The following is a 14,992-nucleotide window of genomic DNA, read 5'->3' on the forward strand; positions in this document are numbered from 1 at the left end:
AACCTTAAAGTCATACATTTGTTTCTTTTTTGATCAGATTCCGATTTGTTTTCATCCAATCTTCTATTTTGCTAATAGATTCTTTAATTAGACTGTCCAATTGATTTCGTTCTTCCGAATTAAAATTTTGTAAAACAAAGTCTGCCACTTCCATTCCACCTTTTTCAGGTTTACCTACCCCAAACCGCAATCTATGAAAGTCTTGCGTACCGAGTTTTGCAACGATATCTTTTAGTCCATTATGACCGGCCGTTCCGCCGCCAATTTTATTTTTTATCTTACCAAAAGGTAAATCTACTTCGTCTTGGACTACAAGGATTTGTGTTGCGGGAATTTTATATAGATTGGCAAGGGTTTGGGTTGCCTTTCCGGAAAGGTTCATAAATTCCAAAGGTTTTAAAAGATGAATTTTATCCCCTTCCCAAGTATGGGTGGTATCTGCATATTTTTTGGAATCTTTAAAAGTAATACCAAAACTAGATGCCAACGCATCAAGAACCATAAAACCAATGTTATGGCGGGTATTTTTATATTTATCTCCTGGGTTACCAAGACCTACAATTAAAAAATGGATCATACGTTTCCGAGTAAAATATGTAACAAACGTTCTGTGGCCTTAACAGCTGCCACTTGTTGGTCAGAGTCAATACCGATGGTTCGAATGGGATTGGATTCTCCCTCTTTTTTCCAAGTAATGACTGTTTCGACAAGGGCATTGGTATTTCCACCGGGAGGAATTCTCACTTCATAGTCAGAAAGAGTCGGAATTTGAATGTTTAATTCTTTTAGAATTTTGCCAAGGGCATTCATAAAAGCATCATATCCGCCGTCGCCTTCTCCCTTCGCCGAGTAATCCTTTCCTAAATAATTAACCTTTACCTCGGCCGTTGGTTTCACACCAAGTCCACTGGTCACAGTGCAAGTTTCGATTCGAAAACTGGCTTCTAAGTTTTCACCAGTGATGTCAGAGATAATGTACGGTAGGTCTTCTTTTGTGACCGTTTTATTTTGGTCTCCAAGCTCTATCACACGTTCTAAAACTTTTTTTTCAATTTCAGGAGAAAGAACCATTCCCAACTGTTTTAAATTTTCAGTAATACTCGCTTTACCAGCTAACTTCCCTAATGCGTATATTCTGGCCCTTCCAAATCGTTCTGGCAAAATGGGATTTGCATATAAATTACCTTTTTTGTCACCATCAGCATGAACACCTGCCGTTTGTGTGAATACATCTTCCCCTACTATCGGACGGTTGTCTGAAATCCGTTTCCCAGAAAAAACTTCCACAAGTCTGGATGCATTTGTAATTTCTCTTTCGACTACAGAAGTTCGATACTTTGTTTTGTCATGGAGAGCTGTGACAACAGCTTCTAGCGGTGAATTACCCGCTCTCTCCCCAAGACCATTCACAGCCACATGAAGGCCACGAACTCCTGCCGAGACTGCTTCCAAACAATTGGCGACAGCCAAGTCGTAATCATTGTGGCCATGAAACTCAAACCAAAGTTTTGGAAATTCTTTTACTAAATCAGTGATCGCAGTTCGGACTTCTGCAGGCGATAAAACACCAAGTGTATCAGCTAAATAAAATTTACTGATAGGATACTTGGATACAACACTTAAGTATTCTAAAACATAATCACGAGAATGAGTGTATCCATTAGACCAATCTTCCAAATAAACATTTACGGTGATCCCAGATTTTGCAGCATACTCTACTGTTTTTTGAATGTCTGCAAAATGTTCGGCAGGCGTTTTTCGAAGTTGGTTTGTTAGGTGATTAAGTGATCCCTTCGTGAGGAGATTGAGAACTCGGACTCCAGTCCCGTTCATCCACTCCACAGTTTTATCGTAATCTACAAATCCTAATATCTCGATTCGATTTTGGAGCCCTTCTGATTTTGCCCACTCTACAATTTTTTTAACAGCCTCAAACTCTCCCGGAGAAACACGGGCACTAGCGATTTCGACACGATCTGTTTTTAGATCTTTTAATAGATGTTTGGTGATATTGAGTTTTTGCTGCCAGGAAAAAGAAACACCATTGGTTTGTTCCCCGTCGCGTAAAGTGACGTCCAGGATTTCGATGCGAGAATTAGATTCGGTCATGATTTCAATCGGTTGATGTATTCTTTGGACGGAGCGAGAATTTCCACCATCGTTGCGCCCGGGTTTGACCGGAACATCGGATCGGTCTCCACTAGTTTCAGAAAATCGCAAGTCTCTACGTAGTCAATCGCCATTCGGCGGAGGATTCCTTCCCCAATTCCGTGTAATATTTCGACGTACGATTCCCCATCCATAAAGGCTTCATGGAGCTCTCGTTCTAATTTGATACGAGCCTCTTCATATCGGAGTTTGCGGATGTATATGGTACGCACCTTAAGTCCAGAAAATGGGACTTAGGTCAAATTGCAACAGAAACGAACAGCATCGAGCAATTCTCGGGTGTTCCAAGGTTTAGAAAAAATGGCGTAGGTTTTTGCCTCTTCTTTAACGCGGTTGATGGCATCCCGGTCGGCATGGCCGGAAATAAGAATGGATTTGATTTGTGGGTATTTTTGGTGGACTTGGATGAGAAATTCGTCCCCTCGCATTCCAGGCATCAGCCAATCAGATAAAATAAGAATGACTTCCACACCAGAACTACAAAGGTCATCGATCACTTCCATGGCTTCTTCGGGATTTTGTGCTGTTTCGTAGGTATAACTCCCACCGATCTCGCGTTTTAGTTCTTGTACGAGGGATAAAAGCAGAATGGGTTCATCATCAACGCAAAGAATTGCGTTTTTCTCATGTTGCAGCTGCGTGATATTCAATCTCGTTCCCCTTTTTGTGCCTTTGGCAAATACACCCTAAACTCTGTTCCATTTTCATCTGACGAAAATTCAATAGAACCCCTCATCTTTTCTACGATTTGTTTGCAAATGTCAAGCCCAAGCCCAATTCCTTCGCCATGTTTTTTTGTAGTGAAAAAAGGTAGGAAAATCTTATCATGAATTTCGGGCGCAATCCCTTTTCCCGTATCTTGAATGGTTGTGACCACCGAATCCTCATTGGAAGAAACAGAAATTCTTAATTTACCACGATAGTCCATCGCTTGTAAAGCATTGTTAATGATATTGATCCAAACTTGGTTGAGTTTGTCTCTTTCCGCCAAACAATAATCAGTTGTAGTGTAAAACTTGGTAATTTCAACATCATTTTTAATTTTCGTTTGGTATAAAGTAAGAATGGAATCAAGTTCCGTAGGAATATGAACACTTTGAAAATTTGTTTCTGTTTCCAACCGATCAGTATAAAGATAATGTTTGAGTGCGTTCACAACATGAGCTGCTTTTTCTGTAGCAGTTTGGACAACATAAACCAGACGATACAAACTTCCTAAAATTAGAACATTTTGTAGAATGATTCCAGTTCTTGGTTTCTTTAAAATTTTTAAAAGTGGTTCATCCAGTTGGAGGATTCCAAGAGAAGTTAAATCATCCATCATCTCTTCCGGATTTTCTATTTGGTGAGAATTCAGAATTCCTAATCTTTCTTTTTTCTCCATACGATTGAGAAGACCTGAATTACGAGATCCAAATGACACACTCATATGAAGTAAATGTCGGAAGTCTTCCCTTTCGGAGACATCCAAAGATTCTAAAAATTCAGGCAAACTGGTAACGTCATTTTTTAGGATTTCAGACATGGTATGTACACTTGAAGTGATGGCACCTAGAGGTGTGTTCAGCTCATGAGTGATGCCCGCGGCAAATTGTCCAAGGGCGGCTAATTTTTCACTTTGTAAAAGTTGAGTTTGTGTTTTGTGTAAATCGATGAGAATTTTTTCCTTTGTTTCAATCATCTCCAAAAGGCTGCGATTACTTTCGATCAGTGCTTCCGTTCTTTGCCCAATTTTATCTTCTAAATTGGAATTGGTTTCCATCACCAAACGTTGGCTTTCTTCCACTCGTTCAAAACTTTGTTTGAGTTCGGAGGACATAAAACGGAAGGCTTCTGATAAATCTTTGAGTTCAGCAATCATACTTTCGCCAATGGGAATGTCCCAATCTCCTTTGGCCAAAGATTTGGATGCCTTTGCAAATGATAAAACTGGTCTTGACACAAACTCGGCAAGAACTACGGCAAGGAGTAAACTCAGTAAAATGGCCCAAGCAAAAACCATCGCGGATTCACTATTTCCGGTGATGACTCCACTCAAATAAAATGAATAAGGAAAAAGAGTGATGAGATATGTTTTTACTTTTAATTTTGGAGGAATATAAACTGTTACCATCGCATTCCAATTTTCTCTGGAAAGTGGTCTTTTCGTAACAATGGCAAAACTAAATCGTTTTTCGGAAGTGTTGATTTCGTTGCCCAATTTTTTTAATTCAATTCTGACTGTTTCTTGTAATCGTGTTTTCCCTTGATCCGTTGATAATGAAGCAAGAGAGTTCAGATTATCGTCTAACAAAAACACTCGACCTTGCTCATTCACTTTGGAATCATCCAAAACAACCATAAGGTCTTTCGAATTCAAATTTTGAACCGTCAACTCAGACAAATTGGAAAAATGACGATCCAAATTTAACTGGATATTTTTTGACCACTGCCGATGTAAAACTTCCACCATTTGAAAGGCAGATTTTTCAGCATTTTTTAAAGTTACGTAAGCCGTCACTCCGACAAGAAACAAAACCAAAAAGACAAAAGGCGCAACAATGAATAACTGTAATGATATACCTGATCTTGTATCCGATTCTGGTTGGAGGATTTTCCATTCTTTTGGCCCAGACTTCCAAATGGATTGAGGGTCAGATAAAGTAACCTCCTTCATTTGCCCAGGGACTTCTGCCCAAAACAAACCAAACCGCCTAACAATAGGAAAAGTTACAAGCGTCACAAACGGTGCTAGAATCCAAGTGATCCCTGTTGTGAAAAGAAGAGCGGAACTGATTGTATGATAAGAAATCTCGGCCCCGAATTGTTCGGAACACAAAAATCCCCATAAAAAAGGTTCCAGGATTAAAAATAATAAAACAAAAAGAAAGTAATAAATCCAAATTCTAAATTTACGAAAGTCAGGAGACTTTCCTATCATTTGGTAAGAAAGCCAAAACATAGTGGGATTGATAAAGTAACCAGGCAACCAGTCCCATAAAAATTCAGGAGGAACTCCCTCGATAAGATCAGACAAACCGTAAGCAAAAGGGACAGCAAGAAGTGCAGGGAATCCAAAAAAATTCAAACAGAGAAAAACAGATAAATCTTTTAGGCTCTCTAAGGTTTGTGCTCCCGGAATGAGAACAATAGAACTTCCCAAATACCCAGTGGCAAAGATAGAAACAAAAGTGATGAGAAACCAATAAAAGCTAGTTAGGTTCCAGTTCCAAACTTCCCTTGAAATGCGGAAAGATTTCCCATTCCGAAAGGTAAATCCAGTAAAGGCAAATATCGAAAGAATCGAACCGAATAAAAAGGCAAACCGACCCCAAACCTCTAGGATCGGCAAAGGGATGTTTGAAACGATATGTTCAATCCAAACAATGATTTCGGCCATGGCCCGTGAATCGTAAGCGAACTAGGATTCTAAGTAAAGCAAAATCTTTTTTACTTTGGAAGCGAGGGAAGAAGGAAATTCTGTATCTAAATCAGAAAGAGTCACCCACTTACTCTCTACACCAAATTTCTTTGTCAAACCCTCGACCAAATTTCGACTTTCTAAGGATAAGGAAAATACGGAAAAAACCATCTTATGATGGGTGATGGTATGTTTGAATTCCCCTATAGGATTCGGGGTTTTGCCTTTATATGATTCTTTTAAAGATAAAAAAAACGGACTGGGTTCGTAGGTTTCTTCCGGAACTTCACCTATAAATCCATAGGGTAAATGGAACATCCCTTTTAAAAAACGCATCTTGGGTTCCCGAAGTAGAAGGATGGAATTCTTATGATTGAGAACAAAAATCTCACCGTTTAGAACCACCTGCTTTTTGTCTTTTACCCTGAGCGGAATTTCTGAAGTCTTTTGGTGGATCCTGGCAAAACAAAATTCAGAAAGAGGGCATAACAGACATTTAGGTGATTCCGGAAGGCAAAGGGTTGCACCTAGCTCCATCATGGCTTGGTTGTGGTCACCCGGATGGTCCTTATTTAAAAATTCATCGGCTTTCTTTTGTAATTCGTTATCTGCCTTTGCACCTAAGATATTGTCTGTATAACCATGATAACGAGACAAAACACGTTTTACATTTCCATCCAAAACTGCCAAAGGAAGGTCGTAGGCAATCGATAAGATTGCCCTTGCTGTATAATTTCCAATTCCAGGAAGTTTTAAAACTAGGTTCAGGTCTTTTGGAAAGGCCCCATTATAATTTTGAACTAAAAAGATGGCTGCCTTTCTTATGTTTCTAGCACGGCTGTAATATCCAAGTCCCTTCCAATTTGCCAAAACTTCCTCTTCTTCGGCCTCGGCCAAAGTTTCTGGATTTGGAAATCGTTTGATAAAGGATTCATACAACGGCAACATCGCATTAACGCGAGTTTGTTGGAGCATCACCTCGGAAATCCAAATGGGATATGCTTGTTTTTTTTTACGAAATGGTAGATCCCTTTTATGGATTAAATACCATTCGTGAAGTTTTTTCTGAGGACTCAAATTTCCGAGTCTTGGATGCTATAACGAAGGAAGGTATTACAACTCCCCTCTTCGGTATACCGAACAAGGTCATAATCCAAACGAGTGGAACGGAAGAATTTGGAATGGGCCAACCTTTCCCGTATTTCTTGACGGATATGGTCGCGAGCTTCCTGGCGTTTGTCATAATAGGCAGGCGATAGAATTTCACTTTTGTAGGACAAACTTCCCTCGCGGTAGATGGCTACCGTGACTTGCACCCGGTATTTTCTCTGTAAGACTTGTTTTACTTCAGTATTCATCGTATCCAAAAACTAAGGGGTATTCTTCCTAAATTGATTTTCGGTCTTGGGTAGGAGGAAATTGAAAGCATCAGTTTTTTTTCATACTGCTTGCCCAAAATTTCGAATTTAATTTCCTAGATAATGAGAACATAAGATTCAAATGAGCACCAAATATAACGAATCGCCATTTTTCTACAAAAGACGTCCCACGCGAGAAGTGATGGTGGGAGGTGTGGGAATTGGAGGGAAAAACCCAATCCGGATCCAATCCATGATTACGTCTAACACAAGAGATACGGAAGCCAGTATCAAACAAATTTCAGATTTAGAAAAAGCTGGATCTGAAATTGTTCGCCTAACAGTACCAAGCCAAGCAGATGCGGACAACCTACCAAACATCCGTCAAAGAATGAAAGAATTGGGGCTAAAAGTGCCATTGGTGGCAGACATACATTTCACTCCACAAGTTGCCTTAAAATGTGTGGAATGGGTTGAGAAGGTGCGAATCAATCCAGGTAACTTTGCTGACAAAAAAAAATTTGAAATCATCGAATACACAGACAAAGACTACAGCGAAGAGTTAGAAAGAATAGAAGAAGTATTCACTCCCCTTGTCCTTAGGGCCAAAGAACTGGGTGTGGCCATGCGAATTGGAACCAACCACGGAAGCCTTTCCGACCGAATCATGAATCGGTTCGGCGACACTCCCCTCGGGATGGTAGAATCGGCCTTGGAGTTTATTCGCATCGCAGAAAGAAACTCCTACCAAGACATTGTTGTTTCGATGAAGGCTTCCAATCCACAAGTGATGATCCAAGCCTATCGAATGTTAGTTTCTCGTTTTTATGATTTAGGAATGGATTATCCCTTACACTTAGGTGTGACTGAGGCTGGGGATGGAAAAGATGGAAGGATTAAATCAGCCATTGGAATTGGAAGTTTGTTAGAAGATGGCCTTGGAGATACCATTCGTGTATCTCTTACAGAAGATGCCATTTATGAAATTCCTGTCGCAAAAGAGTTAGTTAGGAAGTACAATGAAAGTTTTTTAAATGAACTGAGTCATACATCTACTTCCACAAATGTTAATGCCAGACCAGAGGCCTCAGTTTCTCAAAACAGAGAAACCATCTATACAGAATTTCGTGATCCCTTCCAATACTCTAGGTTCTATTCCAAAGAATTAAGTTTGGGAGATACAAAACTTGGGGATTCGTCTCCTGTAAGGATAGAAATTAGTTTTCCATTTTTTGGATCCGAATCCGCAGAAGAAGTTTTACACCTCATCCAAAGAGAAACCAAATCAGGCAGAATCCCTGAGATGATCCATTTTGAAATCCAATCGGAAATGGATTTATTGTCACTGGGAACTATGGTTCGAAGAGGATCATTCCCTCTTCCAGTTTCAGTGGAATTATCCAAGGAACTCACCTACCAATATGATAGTTTGGCAGAAGACCTTTACCGGATCCATAAATGGGTGATCAACCCAAGTATTTTTTTTAAGGAATCAGAAGAGTCATGGGATGACCTTTTGGATTTTGTCACACGTTACGCAAAAGACAAACGAAGTATCGAATGGAGTATCAACGCAAATGACATTCACTTTGTGGAAAAAATTGTAAGGGAATCCCAAAAGAGAAAAATTCAAAATTTAATTTTTTCTGTTAAAAACGGAGATTTACTCACCATACGAAAACTGGCTTTTCATTTGAGTGAATCGGATTATCCCATTGCCCTTGTCACTAAATCCGAAAACAAAGAACAACTTTTATATGAATCTTCGATCCAAGTCGGAGGGAGTTTACTCGATGGAATTGGAGATGTAGTGCGCCTTTCCTATGGTGATGGGGAACCAGAAGAATCCCTGCATTTAAGTTTTGATATTTTACAAGCCACAAGACTTCGCCTAACAAAGACAGAGTATATATCCTGCCCCTCTTGTGGCCGCACCATGTTTGATTTACAATCCACAACAGCGATGATCAAAAAAATGACAGGCCACCTTAAAGGTGTGAAAATCGCAGTGATGGGCTGTATTGTGAATGGTCCGGGAGAGATGGCGGATGCTGATTTTGGATACGTGGGAGCCGGAATTGGTAAGGTTCATCTCTACAAAGGGAAAGAAATTGTCAAAAAAGGAGTGTCTGAGGTGGAAGCTGCCAACCAACTCATCGAACTCATTCGCGAAAATGGAATGTGGAGCGATCCAGAATAAAAAGTAGTTCCCCTCTTTCCACGGATGTGAACCATTTCCTCCGTGGAAGAAAAAGAAACCCAAGAGATCCTCACAAGGATCCAGACTATGGAGAGGGAACTTTCTTTTTTAAAAGAAAGAGTTTTAACCCTATCGAGCCCTAAAACTGCTCAGAAACAAGTTACCCCTCCGGTTCCAAAACCAATTCCCATCGAAACGAACCAAACAGAAGTTTCATTACAAGATGGCCCCAATTGGTTTGTAGAATGGATCGGCGAAAACCTATTTGTTAAGTTAGGAGTGTTTTCCTTACTACTTGCCTCTATCTGGTTTTTCTATTTAGCCATCGAAGAATATTGGATCAATGAATCGGTTCGTATTTGGATCGGGCTCGTATCGGCAATTCCCATTTTACTCTATGGATACCGCGTAAGAAATACAAGACCGTATCTTTCTCCCAGTCTTATGGGACTTGGGATTGCTGTTTTGTTTTCTGCCTATTATTCGGGATATCTATGGTATGATTTGTATTCCACAGAAGTATGTTTTGTTGGACTCCTCATCATCAGTTTAACTACGGTAGCCATCGCACATGCACAAAAAAGCGAAGTTTTGTTTGGATTTGCATCGCTAGGTGCTTTCCTTGTTCCCCTACTTCTTTCTACGGGCCAAAACTCTTATCCATTTTTATTCACCTATTTACTCCTTTGGAATGTATTATTCTTTTGGGTGAGAAAAAATACAGGTTGGAAAGTAATCCCACTCATTTTACTTGCAGCAAACCACCTAATTTTTGTTGGATGGGCAAATGACAACTTAGTGGATGCAAAACCATTTTTCCCTATTGTTTTTCAACTAGGTGTTTTTGTTTTATTTTTACTAAGAGAATTCCAAACACTAGAAACAACCAAATCCAAAGAACCAATCCTTACCTTAGTCACAATTGGCTTTACAGTGGGACTTGGATTTGTTCAGTCTTTTTGGGTTTTTTCCGTTTTTTATCCAGTGGCCAAACCATTTCTACTCAGCTTAATCCTAATTCTATTTTATGGATTGTATGAACGTTCCATTCGAAAAACAGAACTCAACATTGAGAAGAAAAAAATCTACGACTTGATTGGGCTTTTTGGTCTCCCCTTTATCGTAAGTCTAATCGTCATTGGAACTACAGGAAAACTATTAGCGTTTAGCCTTATCAGTTTTGCCTTTCTCGTAACTGTTGCCTCAACCTATTCCAAACAACTTTATATGTATTTTGCAGCATTTCCAGTTTGGTTCTTTGCGCTCTTTTATGTTTTTGCATTCACATATCGGTCTCAGAATGAAATCCCTTTTCTCAATGGGAGATTTTTGGTGTTTGCAACAGGATCGGTGTATCTATTACTTTCCTATCTCTATAGCAGAAAGTTTTCTGAGTTATCCAAACTCTTTTTATATGCTGCCTATCCGTATTGGTTACTCGGAACCTTCGTTGAGATTTATCTCGGATTTCCTGAAGAAAAGAAATTATTCCTATATACTCTTAGTTTGATTGTTTATGGGTTAGTTGCTTTAACGGTCGGATTCCTAAAGAGAATCCAACCACTCAAAATCGTTGGATTTGGATCCCTAGCTCTTGTGATTATCAAATTCTATTTATATGATTTCTGGAATTTGAGTTTAGGATATAGAATCCTCGCAGGTTTATTCTTAGGTATTACGCTCATCGTAACAGGAACATTATACAATCATTTCAAAAAGGAAACAAAATGAAGACAAAGTATTTACTCCCTATTTTATTTATTAGTGTTATAAGTTCAGAAGTAGTGAGCCGTCCACTCGCGGTTCAAAATTTTAAATACAAAAAGGATTTAAAAATCTCAGGAAACCTTTCTCCTAACGGAGTAGTCAAACTCACCTTAGATGAAGATGTTTATAAACATTCATTTTATGGAGACCTTCGAGTCACTCACAATGGAGAAATAATTCCTTACCACATTCAAAATGCAGAGGAAATTTCAAAAAATACCGAAAAAGTAAAACCGGAACTTTTATTTTCCAAAAAAGATGAGATGGAAATCTATGTTTTGGAACTTCCCAAACTACCAGAAGGGATGAATTACACAAAACTTTCTGTTACAAATTCTTATGATTACGAAACGTCAGTTACACTCAAGTTAGGTGATAATCCTGACCAATTTTTGGACTCCAAATCAGTTTTCCTATATAAATACGGAAACCAGTCTACCAGCGAAATTGATTTAGGTGGAACAAAACATAGATTTGTTCGATTGGAAGCAGAACCAGGCTCTGACTTAAGATTCCCATCTGCTTTCCGAGCCAAACAAAACAAAAACTTATATTGGGAAAAGTCACATTCAGTAACAAATCCAGAACTGGCAGAAAACCTTTGTAAGTTTTCTTTCGCCAATGAAGGACAGTCAGCATTTCAAATTTTAAAATTAGAATTTGAAGAAGGGAACTGGGAACGTCAGGTGACAGTTCGCGGGAAAGTCGACAAAAAGGAATGGGAAACTGTATTTGAAGGAACTGTAAGCCACAACAAAGGCGAAGGTGTTTATAGTGAAATTCCACTTTCCAAAACCATCAGTAGAGAATTCGAAATTCAAATCTATGACGGTGAAAACGAAACATTACATCTAAAAAATGTAATCACCGTACAACCATTAGAAGAAATTTATTTTTTTGCAAACCAGGAAGGTTCAAAAGATGGATATGCCCTTTACTATGGGAACCCATACCAATGGCCGGGCAACTTTGATCCTTACTCCTATCCATCAGGAGATGAGATTAAAAACAATGATCCAAAAACTGCCACTCTATTACAAGAAACAGAAAACCCTGATTTTAGTTTTAGTTTACTTTATCCGCCAATTTCGGGTTACATTGCCACTGGATTCTTTTACTTAGGGGTTGCCGCTTTATTATTTCTTTTGTTTTCGATTTTAAAAACAAAACGTTCTGTTCTTACGGAATCAGAATCGAACTAAAAACAAAATTCCATCTATCTCACAAAGTATTTTTTTTGAGAGATAGATGGTTCCTGAAATTAACGTTCGTAACAATAGTTACTAATTCATACTTTATGGTGTAATTTTTTGATTTTTTTCCCAAGATTCCAAAATAGGATTCATCATCCGAAACCAGATCGGTGGCAACAGAGCAATCAAAATCATCAATTCATAACCAAAAGGCAATTGTGGAGCTTCTTCATAATGACGGAGTGCTTGGTATCTGCGACCCGCATTGGCATGATGATCAGAATGCCTCTGTAATTGAAACAAAAGAGCATTCGAAACAAAATAATTTTGATTCCAAGAATGAACTGGTAAAACTCTCTCAAATTTACCTCCATTCACTTCTTTTCGCATTAAACCATAATGTTCAATGTAATTTGTCATTTCCAAAAGAGAAAAAGCAACAAATGACTGTAACAATAAAAAACCAAGAACTTCAAAAGGAATTTCTCCTCCACTTAGTATGGTTCCAAAGATTACCATACTAACTAAAAAAAGAATTGTGATAATTGAATACCAAATCATCTCATTTCGATAATGCAAAACATTAAGCCCTAACTTAGATAATCGTTTTTTCTCGAGGTTCCAAGCAGATTTATACGCACCAATCACAGTTTGAGGATAAAACTGATAGAAGGATTGGTTCTTTTTAGAGGAAGCTGGATCATTCGGCGTTGATACATTGGTATGATGTCCCCGATTGTGTTCTATATAAAAATGCATATAACAAACTGTCATATAGATCATCTTTGCAAGAAATTGTTCATAACGATTGTTTTTATGACCAAGTTCATGACCAACAGTGATTCCAATCCCACCAGTGACAATTCCAACTGCAATGGCAAATAAAAAGAACTCCATAACTGAATGAGGATATAAAACAATTCTATATACTGACCAAATTACAAAAATTATCTGAACAAATGCCCAAACTTGCGTTAAATAACGAAAAAAAGGATCATTTTGTAAGTTCAGAAATTTTATTTCAGGAGGATTGGAATCATCTTTTCCAACAATTAAATCTAATACAGGTAAAACTATAAAAACGGTAAGAGGAACAATCAAATAAGTAACTCCCCCAAAACTTTCAGCCAAAACTACTAACAAAGGTAATACGTAACATAGTAAAAAACTAAATCGTTTGGTAAGAGTCATACCTATCTCCTTATTTTTTGCTTTGGAATAATGCCATTAGGTTCCCCAAACCTTCAAATAGTTCAGGCCATTCTGTTTCCACAGTTGCTTTATTTTTCAAAAACAAGGCACCTATAAAAAAAGATAAAAAAGCCTTCCCTGCCTTTACGTTTGTATCAGAAGGAAAAAATTGATCCAAAGCCGTTCGATACGAATGAAAGGAATCTTCAACCAACTCTGCCAATTCATTGGATTCATTCAGTTGTCTCTTTACATCCACTGCGAGCAAAACCAAGTTCATAAAATGATCTTCCCTTTTCGCAACGAAATTCATGATATCTTCCAACCTGAATTGCGTTTCCGATAACTCTCGAATTTCCTTTTCATCAATGGCTACCAGTTGTTTCACCATCGATTCGAAGAGAATCTCTTTCGTTGGAAAGTAATGGTAAAGCGTTCCGGTAGAAACACCTAATTCCTTGGACAATTCGCGCATCGAAACCGACGAGACACCTTTGGACACAAAAATCGGCATACACTTGGTTAAGAGCTCCACCCGATAGAGATCGTGATCGACTATCTTTGGCACAAGAGACACCCTTTATTTATATCGAACGATTGATATAAATAAATACTTATACCACAGTTTGTCCATTCTTTTTTCAAAGTCATACCATATTTCCCTAGTTCTTCTCTAATTTCCATAAAGACTTAGTTCTTTCCCTATCCTTTTTTCACTCAGATCTGTCAATTGCGGAAATAGCCCAGAACAGGATGGAAAAGTTAGAAAATTCGGGCTGAGAAATGAGGGCCTGAATCGTTTCCGGTAAGGACCTAAGTGCTCAAATTGTAAGTAAGGGAAAAAGGAAAGTGGATCACATTGGAAAGTCAGTTTCCAATGGCAGTGAGTTACTTTTGGGAGCGAGTTTCTTATTCGAGTCATTTTCTTTGGAAATCGGATTTCAAATGACTCTGACTTACTTTAGAAGGCCGGTTTCAAATTCTAACAAATTTCACACTACACGGGCTTATCTTGGAAGGTGGGGGTTACAGAATTACTGGATTTTCCTGCGAAACTGGCTTTCGAATGAAACTGACTTTCCTAGGAAGGTGAGTTTCATATTTCACAGATCTGAGAAAGAAAGTGACTTTCCAAATAGACCAACTCACAATCTTCTCTGGCTGCAAAAAGTAAGTGACTTACCTTTTCCCGTGCCTCATTTTTTTCCTAATCGCAAAATAGAAAGTCTAGGAACAGGTTCTTAGCAAAGGAAAATTCCAAATGATTCATAAAATTTCCGCATTAACCACTTCCGCCCTGCTCTTATTTCTAATTGGTTGCACAGGTACAAGACCAGACTACTTAGGAATCAAAGGAGAGAGATTAGCCGATTGCCCCAAAACACCAAACTGTATCAGTAGCTTCGCGAACCCCACCGATAACGAACATTACCGGAGTTCCATCCCTTATAAAAAATCATTAGTGGAAGCAAATACGATTCTAAAAGTAAAATTAGAACAAATGCCGAGAACCAAACTGATCAAAGTAGATCCGAATTATATTTATACTGAGTTTACTTCACTGATTATGCGTTATGTTGATGATGTGGAATTTTATTTTGATGAGAAAAATAAACTCCTTCACTTTCGGTCAGCGTCAAGATTAGGAAAATCCGATTTCGGAGTGAACCGAAAACGCATTGAGTTAGTGCTTAAGGATCTGGATATCTAAGAA

At 38.5% G+C, this 14,992-nt stretch carries 13 protein-coding genes; 4 read left to right on the forward strand and 9 right to left on the reverse strand.

The genetic code is table 11. The features are described from left to right. Positions 1–10: 10 nt before the first annotated feature. Genes pth through EHQ16_RS18795 form a run of 7 tightly spaced genes read right to left on the reverse strand, consistent with a single transcriptional unit; the run spans position 11 to position 6,927 of the window. Complete coding sequence (pth, locus tag EHQ16_RS18765; protein WP_135632811.1) at positions 11–577, reverse strand: aminoacyl-tRNA hydrolase; 567 nt, start codon at positions 575–577, stop codon at positions 11–13. After that, positions 574–2,109 (reverse strand): (R)-citramalate synthase CimA, encoded by a 1,536-nt coding sequence (cimA, locus tag EHQ16_RS18770; RefSeq protein WP_135632813.1) that lies wholly within the window; start codon positions 2,107–2,109, stop codon positions 574–576. Before cimA ends, pth begins: the two co-directional genes overlap by 4 nt. Then, positions 2,106–2,381: a Smr/MutS family protein gene (locus EHQ16_RS18775; protein WP_135632815.1), complete on the reverse strand. Its 276-nt coding sequence runs from the start codon at positions 2,379–2,381 to the stop codon at positions 2,106–2,108. Before EHQ16_RS18775 ends, cimA begins: the two co-directional genes overlap by 4 nt. A 21-nt stretch (positions 2,382–2,402) precedes the next feature. After that, positions 2,403–2,819 (reverse strand): response regulator, encoded by a 417-nt coding sequence (locus EHQ16_RS18780; protein WP_135632817.1) that lies wholly within the window; start codon positions 2,817–2,819, stop codon positions 2,403–2,405. Next, complete coding sequence (locus EHQ16_RS18785; RefSeq protein WP_135632819.1) at positions 2,816–5,548, reverse strand: HAMP domain-containing sensor histidine kinase; 2,733 nt, start codon at positions 5,546–5,548, stop codon at positions 2,816–2,818. The genes EHQ16_RS18780 and EHQ16_RS18785 overlap by 4 nt, the downstream gene beginning before the upstream one ends. A gap of 21 nt (positions 5,549–5,569) precedes the next feature. Further along, complete coding sequence (gene mutY, locus EHQ16_RS18790; RefSeq protein ID WP_135632821.1) at positions 5,570–6,646, reverse strand: A/G-specific adenine glycosylase; 1,077 nt, start codon at positions 6,644–6,646, stop codon at positions 5,570–5,572. Then, positions 6,643–6,927, reverse strand: a complete 285-nt coding sequence (locus EHQ16_RS18795) for a hypothetical protein (RefSeq protein WP_100790424.1) — start codon at positions 6,925–6,927, stop codon at positions 6,643–6,645. Before EHQ16_RS18795 ends, mutY begins: the two co-directional genes overlap by 4 nt. Before the next feature lie 142 nt (positions 6,928–7,069). Here EHQ16_RS18795 and ispG point away from each other — a divergent pair, with 142 nt between their 5' ends. The 3 genes from ispG to EHQ16_RS18810 are packed head-to-tail and all read left to right on the forward strand — an operon-like array spanning position 7,070 to position 12,096. After that, positions 7,070–9,127 carry a (E)-4-hydroxy-3-methylbut-2-enyl-diphosphate synthase gene (gene ispG / locus EHQ16_RS18800; protein ID WP_135632823.1) on the forward strand — a complete coding sequence of 686 codons (2,058 nt, stop codon included), beginning with the start codon at positions 7,070–7,072 and terminating at the stop codon, positions 9,125–9,127. A 42-nt stretch (positions 9,128–9,169) separates the two neighbouring features. Then, the gene (locus EHQ16_RS18805) at positions 9,170–10,858 is read left to right on the forward strand and encodes a DUF2339 domain-containing protein (protein ID WP_135632825.1); all 1,689 of its coding nucleotides are present in this window, start codon (positions 9,170–9,172) and stop codon (positions 10,856–10,858) included. Further along, positions 10,855–12,096: a hypothetical protein gene (locus EHQ16_RS18810; RefSeq protein ID WP_135632827.1), complete on the forward strand. Its 1,242-nt coding sequence runs from the start codon at positions 10,855–10,857 to the stop codon at positions 12,094–12,096. The genes EHQ16_RS18805 and EHQ16_RS18810 overlap by 4 nt, the downstream gene beginning before the upstream one ends. A 93-nt stretch (positions 12,097–12,189) precedes the next feature. Here EHQ16_RS18810 and EHQ16_RS18815 read toward each other — a convergent pair whose 3' ends face one another. Together EHQ16_RS18815 and EHQ16_RS18820 are read right to left on the reverse strand one after the other, a co-directional pair. Beyond that, complete coding sequence (locus tag EHQ16_RS18815) at positions 12,190–13,278, reverse strand: alkane 1-monooxygenase (protein WP_135632828.1); 1,089 nt, start codon at positions 13,276–13,278, stop codon at positions 12,190–12,192. Positions 13,279–13,288: 10 nt separating this feature from the next. Next, entirely contained in the window at positions 13,289–13,792 is a 504-nt protein-coding gene (locus EHQ16_RS18820; RefSeq protein ID WP_135632830.1) for a TetR/AcrR family transcriptional regulator, read from the reverse strand. Between the two features lie 747 nt (positions 13,793–14,539). Here EHQ16_RS18820 and EHQ16_RS18825 point away from each other — a divergent pair. Then, on the forward strand, positions 14,540–14,989 hold the full coding sequence (locus EHQ16_RS18825) for a DUF1499 domain-containing protein (protein WP_135632832.1): 450 nt from the start codon (positions 14,540–14,542) through the stop codon (positions 14,987–14,989). Positions 14,990–14,992 lie beyond the last annotated feature (3 nt).

Source organism: Leptospira kanakyensis, from assembly GCF_004769235.1.
Lineage (GTDB): Bacteria > Spirochaetota > Leptospiria > Leptospirales > Leptospiraceae > Leptospira_A > Leptospira_A kanakyensis.